Origin of the sequence: Rothia sp. HMSC078H08, assembly GCF_001808955.1 — a bacterium.
In the GTDB taxonomy this organism is placed as follows: Bacteria; Actinomycetota; Actinomycetes; order Actinomycetales; family Micrococcaceae; genus Rothia.
The window spans coordinates 17,614-35,964 of the sequence record NZ_KV795243.1; the positions used below are offsets into that span (position 1 = coordinate 17,614).

13 protein-coding genes are annotated in these 18,351 nt (G+C 55.8%); 6 read left to right on the plus strand and 7 right to left on the minus strand.

Going from position 1 to position 18,351, the window contains the following annotated elements; translation table 11 throughout:
• Positions 1-73: 73 nt before the first annotated feature.
• Positions 74-1,360, plus strand: a complete 1,287-nt coding sequence (locus HMPREF2528_RS08990; protein ID WP_083297858.1) for an AlbA family DNA-binding domain-containing protein — start codon at positions 74-76, stop codon at positions 1,358-1,360.
• A 343-nt stretch (positions 1,361-1,703) separates the two neighbouring features.
• Positions 1,704-2,051, plus strand: coding sequence for a hypothetical protein (locus HMPREF2528_RS01195; RefSeq protein WP_070541686.1), 348 nt, complete (start codon positions 1,704-1,706; stop codon positions 2,049-2,051).
• Positions 2,052-2,139: 88 nt separating this feature from the next.
• On the opposite strand, the gene HMPREF2528_RS01200 is transcribed toward HMPREF2528_RS01195, so the two are convergent.
• Positions 2,140-2,886, minus strand: a complete 747-nt coding sequence (locus HMPREF2528_RS01200) for a hypothetical protein (protein ID WP_070541689.1) — start codon at positions 2,884-2,886, stop codon at positions 2,140-2,142.
• A gap of 1,207 nt (positions 2,887-4,093) precedes the next feature.
• Here HMPREF2528_RS01200 and HMPREF2528_RS01210 point away from each other — a divergent pair.
• Positions 4,094-4,759 (plus strand): hypothetical protein, encoded by a 666-nt coding sequence (locus tag HMPREF2528_RS01210; RefSeq protein WP_070541695.1) that lies wholly within the window; start codon positions 4,094-4,096, stop codon positions 4,757-4,759.
• Positions 4,760-4,869: 110 nt separating this feature from the next.
• Here the strand turns inward: HMPREF2528_RS01210 and pdxT are convergent, their stop codons facing one another.
• Positions 4,870-5,508 carry a pyridoxal 5'-phosphate synthase glutaminase subunit PdxT gene (gene pdxT, locus HMPREF2528_RS01215; RefSeq protein ID WP_049350439.1) on the minus strand — a complete coding sequence of 213 codons (639 nt, stop codon included), beginning with the start codon at positions 5,506-5,508 and terminating at the stop codon, positions 4,870-4,872.
• A 115-nt stretch (positions 5,509-5,623) separates the two neighbouring features.
• Positions 5,624-6,529 carry a pyridoxal 5'-phosphate synthase lyase subunit PdxS gene (gene pdxS / locus HMPREF2528_RS01220; RefSeq protein WP_005507298.1) on the minus strand — a complete coding sequence of 302 codons (906 nt, stop codon included), beginning with the start codon at positions 6,527-6,529 and terminating at the stop codon, positions 5,624-5,626.
• 435 nt (positions 6,530-6,964) lie between these two features.
• On the opposite strand from pdxS, the gene HMPREF2528_RS01225 reads away from it, so the two are divergent.
• From HMPREF2528_RS01225 to HMPREF2528_RS01235, 3 genes are all read left to right on the plus strand, one after another.
• Positions 6,965-8,605 (plus strand): Na+/H+ antiporter, encoded by a 1,641-nt coding sequence (locus HMPREF2528_RS01225; protein WP_070541698.1) that lies wholly within the window; start codon positions 6,965-6,967, stop codon positions 8,603-8,605.
• Between the two features lie 367 nt (positions 8,606-8,972).
• Positions 8,973-10,460, plus strand: coding sequence for an AIPR family protein (locus HMPREF2528_RS01230; protein WP_070505750.1), 1,488 nt, complete (start codon positions 8,973-8,975; stop codon positions 10,458-10,460).
• Between the two features lie 228 nt (positions 10,461-10,688).
• Complete coding sequence (locus HMPREF2528_RS01235; protein WP_070505752.1) at positions 10,689-12,188, plus strand: MATE family efflux transporter; 1,500 nt, start codon at positions 10,689-10,691, stop codon at positions 12,186-12,188.
• 114 nt (positions 12,189-12,302) lie between these two features.
• On the opposite strand, the gene nadE is transcribed toward HMPREF2528_RS01235, so the two are convergent.
• The 4 genes from nadE to HMPREF2528_RS01250 all read right to left on the minus strand — a co-directional run bounded on the left by nadE (position 12,303) and on the right by HMPREF2528_RS01250 (position 18,318).
• Positions 12,303-13,136 carry an ammonia-dependent NAD(+) synthetase gene (gene nadE / locus HMPREF2528_RS01240; protein WP_049361893.1) on the minus strand — a complete coding sequence of 278 codons (834 nt, stop codon included), beginning with the start codon at positions 13,134-13,136 and terminating at the stop codon, positions 12,303-12,305.
• Positions 13,137-13,374: 238 nt separating this feature from the next.
• The gene (locus tag HMPREF2528_RS01245; RefSeq protein ID WP_005507293.1) at positions 13,375-13,680 is read right to left on the minus strand and encodes a hypothetical protein; all 306 of its coding nucleotides are present in this window, start codon (positions 13,678-13,680) and stop codon (positions 13,375-13,377) included.
• Between the two features lie 364 nt (positions 13,681-14,044).
• A complete protein-coding gene (locus HMPREF2528_RS09170; protein WP_161800493.1) occupies positions 14,045-14,185 on the minus strand; it encodes a hypothetical protein in 141 nt (46 codons plus the stop codon).
• Positions 14,186-14,280: 95 nt separating this feature from the next.
• On the minus strand, positions 14,281-18,318 hold the full coding sequence (locus HMPREF2528_RS01250) for a S8 family serine peptidase (protein WP_070541701.1): 4,038 nt from the start codon (positions 18,316-18,318) through the stop codon (positions 14,281-14,283).
• Positions 18,319-18,351: the final 33 nt, after the last annotated feature.

An 18,351-nucleotide genomic window follows, 5' to 3' on the forward strand; every position in this document is an offset into this window, starting at 1 on the left:
CAATAAAGAGTAAGTAAGAGTAAATGCTAGATTGCATTTCTAAATATTTTTTAATTCTTAGGAGAGAAACTTTATGGGGAACCTCGATACTAATATTGACCCAAATATTCCAGAATCACGGGATAAGATTGCTGCGTGGGTTAAAGCAGTGGGGGATAGTGCAGAATCACAGGGGCTAGAAGTTAAAAGTAGCCTTGAATTTTCTAGAAGTGAGCGTAAGAAATCGTTTGCGAAAATAACTAAGTTTATTTTGGCATCCGCAAACCGTGACCAAAATCAGGCAATGAGAGACTATCAGGGGTATGGAGTGATGCTCATTGGTGTTACTAAGGATGAGGTATGCGGTCTTGAAAATGTACCAGAGCAGCATGAGTTTGAAGGAGCTGTAAAGAACTATTTTGGATCCACAGTTCCAAATTATCACTTTGTGCCTCATTCCTTCGAGGGCAAAGATCTTTTGTTTGTAATTGTTGATCCTCCAGTGAATGGGCAAGAGATTTACATATGCTCAGGGAGTTACGATGCTGATAAGCGTGTTAATCAGCTTAGGGACGGTGCGATTTATTGTCGTGAATCAACGCAAACTATCGAGGCAAACTCGGTTCAACTTCGCGACATGATTAATCGATTGCTTGGTGGATATGTAGATATTAACTTGGGTGTATCTGAGGTTTTTGCAGGACCTCGTGTTGATACTGATTTTCTTAAAAACATGTATTCTTATCCCAAGGAAAAATATAAGGAATTCCTGCGGAAAAAAACTATTGAAAATAAAGGATCTAATTCATTATGGGGAAGTAGCTGGATAATAAAAGATCCTCTACATCATATATCTGTTGAGGATATGCTTGATGCGTATAGAAATGATGAAAAACGACATAAAGAATGTTTTAATAGGCTATTAGAGATAAAGCTCAAACCAGCTATTTTTTCGATTGCCAACACTGGAACTAAGGTGTTAGAAAATCCTTCCATTGAATACAGGTTCTCAGGGGATGTTTATATGGTGAACTTGAAAGATAAAGAATATGAGTGTAGAAAATTTGAGATATTTCCATTCATGGCGATACCACCATACTATTCCATGAATCCCTATGCGTTAAGGAATGTTATGCCATTGAACTTTACTCGGGCTAGCAACCCGGGGGTTGTAGTCTGGCGACCTGATTCTATTAGTCCCGGGCAAACTGTAACTTCAGAAGAAGACAATATTGGAATATTTGTAAATGGAGATAATGTGAATACGAGTGTTTTTTATCGTGTGACTGACCCGAATCTCCAGCGCCCTATTGAGGGGGAGATTAATGTAAGCATGATTGATGTTGATCTCTCTAACATCTTTAAAAATGTTGAGTTTTAGAAAATAGAATTAATCACTTTCCTAATGGTTTAAATAATTATTTATTTCCTTGGGTGATTTTTAAATAATTTCCACTATACATCTCGCTCGTCTCTTGAATAGGAAGCACGAAGGGTGCCGGGAACCTAAGGTTCCCGGCGCCCATATTTTTAAAAATTTTTCAAAATTTTTCGGGGGGGGGTGTTTACCTCTTGAATAGGGTTCATGTTTGCCGTAAAGTAACCCACAATACGATATGCACGTGTTGCACGCTACTTGTTTTTGAGAAGTTTTCACCAATGATGGTGCGCCATCAGCTCGTCACCGGCGTAGCGAGCGAACCCCAACATGAAAGGCGGTTCCCATGTTCTTCGATATTTCTCTGATCCCGCTGGCGGTTTTGATCCTTGTGGGTCAACTGAAAAAAGCACCACCAAGGTTGCTAAACAACCCTAGCTATCAAAAGGAGAGGGAGCAGGTGCTAAAGCATCGGCGCATCCTGGATACGCTCGGCGTGGGTTTTGCTCTTGCCCTGATGATTATTCAGTGGGGTAACCCCGCGTTATCGCTTGCCTTTCAGGCGTTCGTTATTTGGTTGATTCCCAGCCAGCTGTATGATCTCTGGCAGAAGTTCAATGTGTCGCGTGGGGTACTCTTCGCGTGTGCTATCGCGCTGATTGTTATTGAGTTTGGGTTGGCGCTCCTACCCTAACCTGAGCCGTATAACAGTTGTGGCGGTGACCGAATAACGGTCACCGCCACAACTATTTTTAAACAGACTCAGATTAGACGGGGTTCGATTAGACAGGGTTGTCGGGGCTGGGCAGGGTTACCACCTCAGACCAGCGAGTATCCTTAGCGGCCGCACGGTTCGCGTCGCTCTTCTGCTTCACATCGGCGGGTGCCTGCTGCGCCCACGCCTCAAAAGCAACAATGTAGTTCTCGGGGTAGTTTGCCGCGAGCAGCTCCTGTCGGGTCGGGAAGTACTCCTTGCCCTCTCGAATATCGACATAGTTGCTTGCCTTGTAGGGGTCGGCGCTCTGGATGTCAGTGCGCGGGCCGGAGGCTACCTTTCCGCTTGCCACGTTATTGTCATCGATAGCGCGTACCCATGCCGCAGCGTAGGTGTGATCGGCCTTGTTCTTCTCGTACAGTGCCAGGCACTCGGATCCTGCTGATTCAGCTTCGGCGCGGGTGGGGAAGTTCGCCTGGTTGCGCACAACATGCCGTGCAGATACATAGGAAGGGAGCGCAGTACCGCGGTCGGCGCTGATGGCTTCCTGCTGCTTGAGGGTTTGAGCTTTCGCGGTTTCGTCAGGTTCAAGACAGGGGGTGGAGCTCTTCTTCGCCGCGGAAGAGGAGGCGGACCCGGTGGAGCTTGCTGCTGACGGGGAGGAAGCCACGGTCGTATTCGAGGGTGCCGGAGTGCTGGATGCCGTGCTGGTGGAGCTACCGCAGGAAGCAAGAAGCATGGGAAGAATCGCCAACGCGGCACCGCGTCGTAGACCGCTGGAACGGAGCGAAAGAAAAACAGGGGTGTGGGTCATGAGACCACCTCACAAGAGGGATGGAACGATATATTGCGTCTAAACATACCCAAATATTTGATACATGGTCAATGGAAAATACCATCTTAGTTTAAAACCAACACTCTAGACGCAAGATGTGCAACCCAGTAGTCTTAAAGTTCTGACCTGCTTAAACATGAGGTAGACGGGGTAAGAGTGCGGAGGGTTTGCAGGTCGCCTACTTGTCTTAGCATTGGCTTCGGGGCTTAGTGGATAAGAAAAACAATATTGAGGCTATGCGTTCGGTGTTCCGCTACTAGCTTTTTATGCTACTGAAAGGAAATGGCATCATGAATTCTACTTATAAAATGTTCGCCGTAAATGAGAAAATAATTTTGTATATCTTATTTCTCATTGTATTGCAATTTTTCTATATTTTCCCAACTGCCCTGTATGCAGATTTCTATAGATTTGTATCGCCATGTGATAGGTGGCAAAGTGCATATTTCGACTATATACCCTTCTTTGTGGTGGGAGTTGTATCAGCTAGCTTATGGCAGACTTTTAGTATGTGGCTGGGTGTAAAGCTTCGTATAGGAATTTTTTGGATCGCGTCGCTATATTTAGTTTTTAAAATGTATGGGACTTATGAAATTTTAAAAGGCAATATCTTAAGTTCATGTAAAGTCCCTACAGAATATATGCATGGAATATTGTGGCCATATGATTTACAGGCATTCATTCTCTGGGGTCCCGATATTATCTCATGCGTTATTTTTATAGCAGTTTTTATTGCATGTTCTAAGCGTAGCTACTGGATACCAACCCTCGCAGCTATAGCCGCATTTGTTGCGCAGTGCGTCATCTTGGTACTGCTCTGGGAATACGTTAGGGGACTTATCTATTTCCTCCTGCAGTAGCGATGGGCTATTGAGGTGCAGGTTTTTACGGAGTTCGAGGTTGTATAAAGGGCGCCCTGACCGTGACTCTCCTGGTATGTTGGCTTCTGCTGATTATCGGGCAAATAACAATATCTGATGCTGGTGCTTTGGTGTCGTGTTTGCCTCAAGAACCCGGTGGCTTGCATGTTTGTGCAAGTCAAGGCGCTGAAAAAACTTGTTTATTGATTTTCTTCCGAGGTGTTGGATTTTAAAAAATAAACATAATTTTCTCTTGACCATGTATCAAAACTGCCTGTATATTGAGGGGCAACTCAGTATGCTCCAGCCCACAATGAGGTGACATTATGGCCCTGAAATCCAGGACCCCCAACCCCCGCTATAACGCACTGCGATACGGCGCCGCTCTCTTAACCCTGCCCCTGTTCCTTGCCGCCTGCGGCGGTGCGAACACCGCGGCAAGTAGCACCTCCTCACCCTCCACGGCGAGCGCCTCAGCAACGGCAAGCACCACGCCGCCCATCAGCTGCTCCTCATACTCCGCCGAAGCTCTCGCATCAGCAGAAGCCACCAAGCCCGTCCCGCGCACCGATGAACAATACCCCGCGTACATCCAGTACCGGAACATCCTCGCAGACGGCGCCCACATCATTGAGCCCAGTGAAATCGACAGCAAGTGCCACGCCGCACTCAAAGCAGGGCGGAGCACCTTCCCCGAATACGTTCAAAACATCGATGCCTATAACGCCCACCCCAGCGTCGGACTCTCCGACCCCTTCGCCGGTAGCGAGTACCGAGACATCAAGAACCGCAACGAATTCATTCCCCACCGCGCAGACCTGGAAGAAGCCGCCTACCCCGAGATGATTATTCGTCTCTACGAAAAGTGGTACGAGGCAGCCCCCGCAGACATCAAGACGCTCAGCGACGGCAACCGTGCACGATTCCTCGCCACAAGCGCCTACCAGCAGTGGAAGGCCCAGCCCCAAACCCCCAGCAGCTCCCGCCCATAAGTCCACTCACGCATAAACCCGCGCAAAAACAGTTGTGGCGGTGACCGAACAACGGTCATCGCCACAACTCTTTAAACGGTCATTACCGGGCTTATTTTTTGGGGGAGGGGCTACTTGCCCTTCACCTCGCGTGCCAGAGCCAGTAGCTCCTCATGCACCGTCGTATCGCCCGTAACCTCCGGGTGGAAAGAAATACCAATCAGGTTGCCCGAACGCACACCCACAATCTTCCCCTCATGACGAGCCGTCACCTGCACACCCTCACCAGTGCCAGTCACAATCGGCGCACGAATAAACGCCGTATCAATAACCACCTCATCACCGGCAGGGGTCAGCCACGGCAGGCGCACCTCCGCAGAATCAACCTGCGAACCAAACGCGTTACGACCCACCGAAACATCCAAAACACCCAGCGACTGCTGACCCGGCGCCGGATCATCAATACGCTCCGACAACATAATCAGGCCAGCACAGGTACCCAGAGTCGGCAGACCCGAAGAAATCGCCTCAATCAGCGGCTCACGCACACCAAAAATACGGGTCAAACGGTCAATCGTCGACGACTCACCACCCGGCAAAACCAGCGCATCCAGACCCTCAAGCTGCTCACCAGTACGCACCCAACGCACCTGCGCACCCAGAGACTCCAGCATCTCCGCATGCTCACTCACGCCGCCCTGCAACGCCAAAACACCAACCGTAAAACCCTCACCCGGCAAAACACCGGTAGGCTGAACCTTCTCAACCATCACCGCTCCCTTCACAAAACAACAAACACAACAAACACAAGGAGGGTGGGACCCGCCTCAGCGAACCCCACCCCCTCATCAAACACTCACCCCGAATACGGGGTGCGCGCACGAATTACCAGCCGCGCTCCGCCAGGCGGTGCGGTGCCGGGATGTCAGCAACGTTAATGCCGACCATAGCCTCACCCAGGCCGCGAGAAGCCTCAGCAACCTTCTCCGGGTCGTTGTAGAAAGCAGTAGCCTTCACGATAGCCTTCGCGCGAGCAACCGGGTCGCCCGACTTGAAAATACCGGAACCAACGAACACGCCGTCAGCACCCAGCTGCATCATCATTGCAGCGTCAGCGGGGGTAGCCACGCCACCAGCGGTGAACATCACCACGGGCAGCTTACCGGTCTGAGCAACCTCACGAACCAGCTCGTACGGTGCAGCCAGTTCCTTAGCCTTCACGTACAGCTCGTCGGGCATGGTGTTGTACAGGCCCTGCAGCTCAGCAATCTGACGCTTAATGGTGCGGATGTGCTTAGTCGCCTCAGAGACGTCACCGGTGCCAGCCTCGCCCTTCGAACGGATCATAGCGGCACCCTCGGTGATGCGGCGCAGAGCCTCACCCAGGTTGGTAGCACCGCACACGAAAGGCACCTTGAACTGGTGCTTATCAATGTGGTTCACGTAGTCAGCGGGAGAAAGAACCTCAGACTCGTCAATGTAGTCGACCTTCAGGGTCTCCAGAATCTGAGCCTCAACGAAGTGGCCGATGCGTGCCTTCGCCATGACCGGAATCGAAACAGCATCAATGATGCCCTCAATCATGTCCGGGTCAGACATACGAGCCACGCCGCCCTGCGCACGAATATCCGCGGGAACGCGCTCGAGAGCCATGACGGCAACAGCGCCAGCATCTTCAGCGATCTTAGCCTGTTCGGGGGTGACGACGTCCATGATGACGCCGCCCTTGAGCATGTCGGCCAGGCCGCGCTTAACAAGCGGGCTGCCGGTTACGGTGTTGTTATCAGTCATGACCTTATCTTCTCACGTTCTGAGTGTTCGCGCGCACTCACAGGGGCGGATTTTCTGTTCTCTGACACAGTACGACCCCAAGTTCACGTCAGAACGACACAAAACGTCATGAAAAGCGGTCAGGGTAGGGCGGTTCATGGGCTGAGCAGGCCCGGCTGAGCAGACCCGCCGGATGCACGCAGGTCGCCTCCCATAAACTCACATCCCGAGCGGCCATAAGGCAAGGTTTTGCTCAGGGTAAACATCCACCCACCCGCACTGAACAACGGTAAAATACAGAAGCTACGCCCGCACTCGTCCCCACGCGGAAGCCTCACGGCCCAGGGAACGAGCAAAACATTTTGGGCACCCTGGCACCCGCACACTCGCGGACATCAGCCGTCTATCAGACGCACACCATGAACCAGCCGCCACATCCAAAAGGAACACACCAAATTGCTTGAAGTCATCATTGCCCTATCGCTGGCAATTCTTCTGGGTAATATCCTCGCCCATAAAATACGGATAACCCCCGCCATTGTGCTGATATTCATTGGCCTGGCTATCGGCATTATGCCCGCCCACGAACTGCACGAAGTTCAGAGTATCGGCCTGCCGCCGCACGTCATCCTCGAAATCTTCCTGCCCATCATGCTCTTCTGGGAAGCCCGCAACACCTCATGGCGTGAAGCGCGCGCCCGTCTGCGCGGCATCCTGCTCTCGGGCACGGTGCTCGTAATTCTCACGGCGTTCGTTATCGCTTGGGTGATTCACACATTTATGGGCGTCTTCATCTGGCCTGTGGCGCTGATTATCGGTGTGGCGCTCGCCCCCACCGATGCTGTGGCCGTGGCAACGCTTAACGGCAAACTCCCCAAATCTTCCATCACCACCCTCAAAGCGGAAGCACTCATTAACGACGGCACCACCCTAGTTCTTTTCGCACTCGCCCTGCAGCTTGCGGGCGGTCATGAACTTACCCTGGGGACCGCATCCGGAATGTTCTTCTTCTCGTTCCTGATTGGAACTCTCGTTGGCCTGGCCGTCGGATGGGGTGTAGATAAGCTGCGTGCGCACATCGGCAACCCCATGAACTTCAGCGTGTTCATGTTTACCGTGCCGTTTATTGCTTTCTTCCTGGCTGAAGAGATCGAGCCTTTTGAGGGCATGAAAGGTTCCGGAGTGGTAGCTGTGGTGGTCGCCGCTTTCTACCTGACCTATCGCGGACCGGATACCATCAAACCCCAAAACCGTTTCTACGGACTGCCCATCTGGGCGTTCGTCACCTATGTCATGAACGGTGCGCTCTTCGTGCTCGTGGGTGTTCAGCTGCCCAGCGCCACAGCGCCTGTGGATGATGTTCTTCGTGAATACAACTATGCGTGGGCTTTGACGTTCGCCGTGATTGTGGTGGCATGGCTTGTTTCCATTGCGGCGCGTTTTATTTTCCTGCACGTCTCGATCGGTATTATTCGTGCCCTTGACCGTTCAGAAAAGCAGAAGCAGCTGCGCACAACTTTCCGTGGCCGTGTAGTGAGTACCTTTGCGGGACTGCGCGGCGGTGTTTCCCTCGCGGTGGCTCTCTCCGTGCCGACTGATGTTCCCGCGCGTGACTTTATTATCTTTGTTGTTGCGGGCGTGGTTCTGCTGTCGATGGTGGTTCAGGGGATGCTCCTGCCGCTCGTTATTAGGTGGGCGAAAATTCCGGTTGATACCACCGAAGAAGATGAGATTAATGAAGCAATCCGCACGATCATTGCCGAGTCCTTCGACTCTGTGGCTGAGATCGGCCAGGAAATTGGTGCACCACAGTGGATTATCGACCGCATTGCCGACGAACAGATGTACAACGCGAGTATACACCGCAACCTGCACGCCGTTCGTAAAGACGGTGCGAATGCGCCGGAAGAAGCCCGCCGCATTATTGAAGCGGGCGACCTTGAGAAAGAGCTGCGCCTGCGGCATTTGGAGAAGCAACGCAGCGTGCTCAAGCGCCTGCGTAATGAGCGCATAATCGACACGAATGTGCTCCACGCGATTCAGGAAATCCTGGATATTGAGGAGGTTCGCGTGCTTGGTCCGGTTGAGCTCGAATAGCTCACACTCCTACATGCGATACGTATGAGGCGAGGCGCCCCACCCCTAAACGGGGAGGGGCGCCTCGTTACTTTTATGTAATCCCCCTTTTGGACTGTTGTGTGAGGTGCAGGGAGATGACCCGTCCGAAGCTTGACAAAATAAGCCCATTTTAGTGATCTAATGCACAAATTAGATCTAATATGTGACTAAGTATACAATTTAGATAATTGACAGAGGGTGGATGCAACCCGTATAGTTGTGGATACAGGGTTCGGATGAATCCTGGAGCACTTATTTCAAGTGTCCGGATGGCACTTGGTGTATTTATGTGGCGTTTAGGATGCCCGAGTACGATAAGAAGCTAATCATTGAAAGGGCATTACTTATGTCGACTACCCCCTCCAACCCCATTTCTGAAGCAACCGTGAAGATCGAATACCTCGAGGAGCGCACTCTTGACGATCTCCGCCGCTTCTCCGGTTTCATCAAGGTTCGCGGTATGGTTGATGTCATCACGAACCTCAACCTTGAGGCAAACCCCCGTAGCGCAAAGCGTTCTCCCGTCACCGCTGACATTATCGAAACGATTCGCGAAACCCCCGAGCTTTACCCCTTCAAGTCGAAGGGTATCCTCATTGGCGCTGCTGAATACATGAAGCGAGATCGTGACCGTTTCACCCTCACCATTCGCAACCCCCGCCTTGAAGGCATCCTGGACGGTGGTCACAATACCCTCGCCATTGCTCTCTACCTTCTTGAAGAAGCTATTCTCCTGAGCGATGACCCCCGCGAAATTACCAAGCTTCAGAAGGAACTCCGTCGCGTGAAGACTTGGAGCCAGATGAAGGAAATGTGGCACGAGATGGAGCCTAAGCTGAGGACCCTCAAGACCAAGGCAACGGCATCCCACGATGCGCTGGTACCGGTTGAGCTCCTCGTGCCTAATACCGAAAGTGACGCAGGTCAGGAGAAGTTCCTGAATAACATCCTCGATATTTGCGCGGCACGTAATAACAATGTGCAGCTCAAGGAGGAGACGATTGCTAACCAGAGCGGTGTGTTCGACTACCTGAAGCGTGTTCTTGAAGAACGTATGCCTGATGTCTACAAGAATGTAGTATGGAAGACCAATGATCCTGGCGAAATCGACCTTCGCTTCTTGATCGCACTGGCATGGATTTCCCTGGGTGCCGTTGACCTGCCCGCTGAGATCCGTGCGCTACCTGGTACCTCTGCATACAGCTCTAAGGGTGAAGCATTCAAGCGCTTCGATGCTCTTATCCGCCACCCCGAAGTTGCTGAGGAACGTACCAACGGTAACGAGAAGACCTGGGAGATCACTAACGCTCAGGTTAAGTCTGCTCTCCAGATGGTTCCGCAGATCCTCGAGGCATACGACCTGATCTACGCCAACTACCAGGATGCATACAATGCAAATGACGGTAAGTTCGGACGTATCGGTGCAGTGAAGACCGAGACCAAGCAGAAGAAGAACCACTTCGCACCCTTCTCTCGTGAGCAGCTAGATGATGACCTCTGCATTGCTCCTGCAGGTTACATGATGCCTGTTGCATACGGTATGCGTGAGCTCATCCAGAAGAACTCCGAGACCGGTCTGCTCGAGTGGGCTATCGATCCGGTCGAGTTCTTCAGCAACAAGGACAACCTCGCACAGGTTATCGGTAGCCTGAAGGGCATCCTGCGAGATGTTGACTTCGACTCTCAGCGCGTTGGTAAGGGTGAAAGTTCCTACACTCAGGTTGCTAACACCATTAAGGCGATGCGACTGGAGCTTGAAAACCAGCGCACCGCTTCTAAAGCCCAGGAAGAGATCGAGCGTCTCAAGGCTCAGCTGGCAGCACTGCAGGGCTAGCATGACTGCATAGAGAATGCTTTGAATGGCGCATTCTCCAAAAGAACGGCGAGGCGCCCCCCCCCTAAACGGGGAGGGGCGCCTCGTTACTTTTTTGTCTAAACCCCTAGCCCAACCACTACGTGGAAACGGTACAATACACTAGCCCGTTTTTTTGTGCGGACCACGCTTCTTACCGCGTCATTCACCGCGCGCCGGACACGACACAGACCAGAACCACAGGAATCTATGGCACCTCAGCAGACTGAAAACAACGCGCCCAAAAACGGCGCACCCGCAGGACACGGCCCGCACGGCGCAAGCGAAGACCCGCAGAACATCTACCTGCTCAAAGAAGCCCCCATCCTCAAGGCGCTCCTCTCCCTCGGCGTGCCCATGGCACTCGGCCTCGCCATCACCAGCATCTACAACGTGGTGAACTCCTACTTCGTCGGCCACTACGGCGGCACCGAAGACCTCGCCGCCACCAGCTACGGCGTGCCCGTCTTCGGCGTCATCATGGCGATCGCAGGCCTGTTCGGCCTGGGCTCCTCAACCCTCGCCTCCCGCAAGCTCGGTGAAGGCCAGCCCGCCCACGAAATTCACCGAGTCACCTCCTTCGCCCTCTACTCGGCGCTCGGTGCCGGTATCGTCGCGGCGGCTATCGGCTTCATTCTCGCCGACCCGATCACCAGCATCATGGGTGCATCCGGCGGCTCCTACGAACCGACCCGTATCTACGTGCACCTCATGTTCCTCGGCGCGCCCCTCGCTATCGGCATGTTCACCCTCGAACAGCTCGTCCGATCCGAAGGCTACGCCAAGCAGTCCATGTACGGCATCATCGTCGGCACCGTCGTCACCTGCATCTTCGACGTGCTGTTCATTGCCATCATGGGCATGGGCGTCGCCGGTGCCGGTTGGGCAATGCTGCTGGCGAACGGCGCATCCATGCTGTACTACCTGCTGTTCCTGATGCGCAAGAGCGAGAACTTCTCCGCGAACATCCGCGACTTCTCCCTCGACCCCGCTATCATCAAGCCCGTGGTCGCGGTCGGTGCCGCTGAGCTCATTCAGAGCCTCAACCTGATCTTCGCCGCCCTGCTGCTGAACAACCTCGCCGCCTCCTACGGTGACGACACCGTCGCGGCGTTCGGCCTGGCAATGCGCCTGAACATGGTGCCCGAAATGCTGTGTATGGGCCTGTGCATGGGCGGTATTCCGCTGTATGCCTACGCGTACGGTGCCCGCAACGGTGCCCGCGTGAAGGAGGCGCTGCGCACCGCAACGATTCTGTCTGTGGCAACTTCCGTGGCGCTCACTATCCCGGTGCTGATTTTCCGCCGCGAACTGCTTGCCGTGGTTGGTGATGAGCGCCTGGTCTCCACCGGCGAAGAGGTCTTGGTCGCGCTGATGCTTGCCGCCGTGTTCAACGCGGTCAGCATCGTGTTCGTTTCCTGGTTCCAGGCGGCCGGTAAGGGCGGCCCGGCAATGCTGATGACCCTCGGCATTGCGCTGCTGTTCTTCCCCGCCGTGTACTTCGGCAACATGTGGTTCGGCTTTAAGGGCCTGACCTGGGCGTTCCCCTTCACTCAGGTGCTTGCCTGCGTGCTGGGTCTGGTGCTGTTCCTCACCACCGGGGGCGCGAAGGTACCCCCGGCTGAGGCTGAGGTTGAGACTGAAGGTTCTGAGGATTCGGATGCTCAGGCTGCCCAGGTTCCCGCCGCACAGCCCGAGCAGAAGGCGTAGTCCTCGGTCTGCGAAAGCATAGTAAAAGCCCCGGACTCCCACCAAGGGAGCCGGGGCATTTACGTTAGTTCTATGGCGGTTAAAGCGCTAGTGTTTCGGCGCTAGTTCTTCCACCTAGTTCTTCCACCAGGAATCAAAAATCGTCACCGGAGTAGTGCGCTTATGGCGGCTACGCAGGTAAATCTGCTCCAGCTTCGCAGCTGCCGCCTCGTCGATTTCCTTACCCTCCAGGTAGTCGTCAATCTGCGGGTAGGTCAGACCCAGCTCATCCTCATCGGTACGGCCGGGCACGCCGTCCAGCAGGTCAGCAGTCGGCGGCTTAGCCCACAGACGCTCAGACGCACCCAAAACACGCAGCAACAGCTGGTTCTGGCGCTTATTCAGACCAGCCAGCGGCAGCAGATCCGCGCCGCCGTCACCGAACTTCGTGAAGAAGCCGGTAATGGACTCCGCCGCGTGGTCGGTGCCGACCACCAGGTAGCCGGGGCCGCCAGCAATCGCGTACTGGGCGATCATGCGGGCGCGCGCCTTCACATTACCCTTGTTGAAGTCGCTGATCTGCTCGCCGGTCGCCTCAGTGTAGGCGCTGTCGAAACCGTCCACGGCTTCGGCAATGTTGAAGGTCAGGGAGCGGGTGGGCTGGATGAAACGCAGCGCCTCCTGCGCGTCCTCTTCGTCGTGCTGCACACGGTAGGGCAGGCGCACCGCCACAAACTCGGTGGTGCGGCCGCGCTCGTTGAGGCGGTCCACCGCCAGCTGGCAGAGGCGGCCCGCCAGGGTGGAGTCGATGCCGCCGCTGATGCCCAGTACCAGGCCGCGGCTTCCGGTGGCTTCCAGGTAGTCGCAGATGAACTGGATGCGGCGCTCCACTTCTTCGCGTGCCTGCTCTTCGGTCATGTTGGGCTTGACGCCCATTTCACGGATGATCTGTGCCTGTAATTCACGCATGACTTAAGTGTACGCTCCACCTTATAGCCTGTGCGGTGAACCGCCGAGGGAAGCAAGGTAGTGTTCCACACGGTGCGTTCAGACCCGCCCGCGCTAACTAGCCCGCCTCGGGCAGAGGTGAGGCAAGCAAATACCCCCGGCAGATGCGTACGGCATCCACCGGGGGTATTTAGCTAGAATGAGAATGGCGTCAAAAAATAAATTACATCCCTAATAGTATTAAATCATTTTAGGTGTATTAATTTTTTCGACGATCTTCCTTGCGGGAGATTTTTTCGATTGACGCCTCTATATTATTTTTTTTATAGTTAAGCCACCAAAGGCTAAACATCCCGCTAATAGTATTTTTGCCAATATCGACAATACTTGGAAGTCCTTGGTCTTTGAGGGATTTTTCAATCTCTTCATGTGAATAACCCTGTTCTTTCATGATTTCAACAAGGCTACTAGCTTCGGCGTGAGGCCCAGAAATCATTGGGTGGTGATCAATCTTGTTCTGTATGTCAACAAGCTCGTCGTAGAGGGCTTCTTTATTTTTTGCCATGAGTATCAACGCCCCATAATGCATCGAAGGCCTGCGTAGCCAACACCTGCCAGAATTGCCTCGGGAGATCCAGTAACCAAGGGCAAGATGCCCCAGTGAAGATTGGAAAAAATATTAGACATAATTTCCTCCTAATAATAAGTTGAAAAATTAACCATGTGTTGTGGTTCATAGAGTAGCAGATTTTGGGTGAGTTAAACCAGGAAAACACTGTTGAAAATATCACATATTTGCACTGTATTGAAATATGTTTGATTTTGTGCTTTTCTATGGTTTTCATAAAATATTTTTATAAAAATTTCTTGGGTTTATGTGGGTTTAAGGGCTTGTGGTGTTTACCGGGGGTATTTCTTTCGAAGGAATATCAGCGGCTTAGATGTTCAAAGACGCTCTCATAGCGGTCAACGAAGTCCGCCGCCGCGTTCAGAAGCTCCTCCTGATTGGGGGCATCCTGGATAGCTGACAGCGTCTCATCCTCGCCGTTCTGAACCTGTAACTCACGCATAAGTTAAGTCTACGCCGCAGACATAACAGCCCACAGAAAGGGCCGTGCCGGGGCAGAAAACTCCACCCCGACACGGCCCTCACATCCGCATCCGACTAGCGGTTATTCAGCACACGCACGTTATAGCGGTGCAAGAACGCCGCCATCGCGCCACGCTCAATCGGCTGAACCGGACGGAACGAACCATCAGCCCAACCCGTCGTAATACGCTGCTCAGCCAACCATGAAATCTCACGGTAGAACTGGCTACCGGACGACACGTCACTAAACGGCGACACCACCGGAGCAGAATACGCCGGCGAACCCGCAAAACGGTAGAAGAACGCCGCCATAGCGTCACGGTTCACCGCAGCATTCGGACGGAACGTACCATCCGACCAACCGGTCGTAATACCGCGGGCACGCATCCACTCAATCTCCTTGTAGAACGGGTGGTCACGCGGCACATCCTTGAAGCTCGGGGTGCTCGGCGCGGTGAACTGCGGCGAACCCGCCATGCGGTAGAAGAACGCCGCCATCGCGCCGCGCTCCACCGAACCGTTCGGGCGGAACGTGCCATCCGGGTAGCCGGTCGTAATACGACGCTGAGCCAGCCAGTTAATGTCGTTCACGAACGGGTAATCCGCCGGAACATCCTTGAAATGCGCACTCTCGGCGGGAGCCTCGGAAGACGACGACACGCGCAGAACCTGCGCACGCTCACCGGCCGCACCGTTCACGCCCGACAGGTCGCCGGTCGCGTTGTGCATGTGCAGGAACAGTGCAGAGCCCTTCGCCTCACCGCTGCGGTGCGCCACCAGGTTCGTGCCCGGTGCGTCCACGAACAGGTTCGGAACGCCCGCCGAATCGCCGCTGAACCACAGCGCCGGGGTGGCGTAGTTGAACGACACCGACTCGGTCGTATCCACCACGGTCGTGGCGGAGAACGCGCTCGCGGTGGTCACCGAGTACGAAATCTCGGTCGACTCAGCCTCGGGGTCCAGGCCCAGAACGCTCAGCGGAACAGTCATCACCAGGGTGTTCGAATCCATGATGTTGGTGTCCGTATCACCCCAGGCGCCGTTCAGCGGGTACAGGGCGTTGGCGATTGCGTGCCACTTACCGTCCAAGCCGCGCTGCGAAACCTTCACGAGCGGGTAGTCCAGGCCCTTCTCGCGCACCGTCTGCAGGCGGTAATCGGTCGTGCCATCCTTATCGGTGTCGATGAAGACGTAGTAGGTGCCGCGCGGGGTCACCTCCGACCAGTTACCCCAGGTCGAAATACCGAAGGACAGCTGCGCCTGCGAGGTGTCCTGACCGGCAGCCTTCAGCGCCGCCACGTTCGAGGTGGCACCCACGTACTGCAGGTCCATGCGGGAATCCGAACCCACACCCAGCTTCGCGGTCGGGATGCGCGGGCTCGAAGCGCCCAGCTCGAAGGCACCCAGCAGGGAGCGGTAACCGCCCTGATTCACGGCGGTGCCCTCAACGGACAGGCGCTGCTCCAACGCACCGGCGCCGTTCGAATCGAAGTGGATATCCGCACCGGCCACGCGCAGCGCGCTCACCGGCTTCGGGGCCACGTGCAGGGGCATACGCAGGGTCTTCACCGCGGCCGAGGAATCAGCATCGGTCAGGATCAGGCGGCCCGAGGCGCTCGCAATGTACTGGCGGGCACCCGAAATGGTCACCATGCCGGTCGAGTAGTTCAGCGAATCCTGGGTCGGGTACATCGAGGGGTCGATGGTCTTCTCAAGCTTCGACGGGTCGATGCGCACCGTCACGGTGAACGTGGCGGTCTGGCCGGCACCCACAGACACCGACTGCGGGTAGGAGAACTCCACACCCGGGATGCTCGTGCTGCCGTCGTAAGATACGGCGTAGGTGTGCGCCACCGAATCGGTGTTCTCAACGCTCACACGGTGCTGCAGGGTCTGCACGCCGGCGTTCGGGGTGTACTCAACCACGCCGAAGGTATCCGAAACCTGCTCGGGGCGGGCGGCGTTGAACAGCATCACGCGGTCGGCCACCGCCGCACGCGTGTTGATGCGGCCGGTACCCACACGGTCCACCGCGTAGGGGTTGCCCCAGGCATCCTGCATGCGGTGGTCGGCGGTGTTCATGATGGCGGTCTTAATCATGCGCGGGCCGTACTCCGGGTGCGCCTGCATAATCAGCGCCGCAACACCCGCCACGAACGGCGTGGACATGGACGTACCGGTCTTTACGGTTGCCTCGGTACCGCCGCCAACCAGGATCGAGGAAATGTTCGTGCCCGGTGCCGCAACGTCCGGCTTCGTGATGCCGTGCGAGCCGTGCATACCGCGCGCGGTCGAGGTGTTCGCCTGATCCAGCTTGCCGTTCTGCACGCGAATCGACTCGCGCAGGTTCTCGCCGAGCTGCAGGGTCAGGTTGCCCGAATCAATCTGGGAGGAGAGGCGCTCCACCTGGCTCTTGGCCAGACGCACGCCCGGAATAGCGGAGTTGCCGCCGATGGCGGTGTCGCCCACCTCCGTGTCGGAGGCGATGACCACGCCGGTCGCGCCGGCAGCCTGCAGGTTATCGAAGCGCACGCGCGAACCGCAGGGGGCGGTGCCGTCGGCCTCAGCCCAGTCGATGAGGGCCCACTTGCCCTTCAGCGCCGCGGCCTCCTCCTCGGTGAAGGCCTCGCACGCGTAGCGGTTGCGGGTTGCGGCACGCACCACGGTGCCGCGCAGCTGCTCCTCGGTCGCCTTCGAGTAGTCGAAGCTCACCGAGTAGTCGCCGTAGGTGTCCGCCTCGTTCGCGGGGGAGAGAATCTTCACGCGATCCGCCATCTGGGTCGAACCAATCGAGTTCGCCACGGTCAGGCTGTAGGCGCTGGTGCCGGGGCCGCCCGAGTTGGAGTAGGTGTCACCCACGGCGTTGTAGTTGTTGGCGTTACCCGCCGCAACCACGGAGAGGATGCCCTCGCGGTAGAGGGAACCGACCGCGTAGTTCACGGTCTCGTCGAACACGCCGAACTCGTTGCCCAGCGACAGGTTCGCGATGTCGGCGCGGTCGGAGAAGTCGCCGTCATCGTTGGGATCGAGCACGCGGTCAAGGCCCAGGGGGACAAACGCGGTGGTGCCCTTACAACCGAAGATGCGCAGGCCAATCAGCTGAGCCTCCGGTGCGGAGCCCGGGCCGATCTTCATGTCCTTGAGCTGCTCCTCGGTGAGCTTGGAGTAGTCGCCGCGGAAGGTCGAGCCATCCGCGTTCACGCCGTAGCCCGCCGCGGTACCGGCCACATGGCTACCGTGGCCGCCGCAGTCCAGCGGGTTCGCGTCCGGGTGGGGAGTGGAAGTCTCCTTCTTAGCGGAGTTGTAGTCGTCACCGACCAGGTCGTAGCCGCCCAGGAACTTCTTCGGGTCGTAGGTGCCCTCGGGAATCGTGTCGGAGGCTTTTGCCTTCTCGTAGGCCTCCTTAGTGCCGGGGCCGCCCAAATCGGCGTGAGTGTAGTCGATGCCGGTATCGAGCACCACAATCTTCACGCCCTTACCGGTGTAGCCGGTGGAGGCGGTGTTCTGCGCGTGCTGCTGAGCCCACACGGAGAGCGTGTCGGTATCGAGCACGGAACCGGTGTTCTGCGGCGCCATGTCCTCAATGATGCTGATGCGCTCAACATCGGAACGGTTCGCCAACGCACGAATCTGCTCGACGTTACCGTAGAGCGCCACGCCGCGCATCGTGTTGTGGGTGGTGTACAGGACCTGCGCGCCGGACTCCTTCGCGGCGGAGGCGCCCTGCTGCTGCACGCTGGCACGAATCGCCTGCACCTGCGCCTGCGCGTTCACGGGTGCCTGCGCGCGGGAGCGGACCGCATCCGGCTGGGTCTGCGCGTATGCGCCCTGACCCTTGAAGCGCACGAACACGGCGCGTTCGCCGGTTGCGCCGTCCAGGCTGGGGGAGAGCACCTCGGCCGGGTTCGGCGTCTCGGCGGATGCGCTACGCGGCGCATCCACGTCGCCGCGCACCACGCCGGGTGCGGCGTACGCCTGGGTTCCGTAGGGTAGGGAAGTCAGCCCGAGGGTCAGGCCCAGCACTAGGGCGCCGCAGCCGCGGGCTACGCGCCGAAGTCCTCGCGGTGGCCGCGAACCCTTCGGAGCGGGGGTAGCTTCAGGGAGAATAGCCACTGAATGCTCCTTGATTCTCTTGTAATGGTGTGT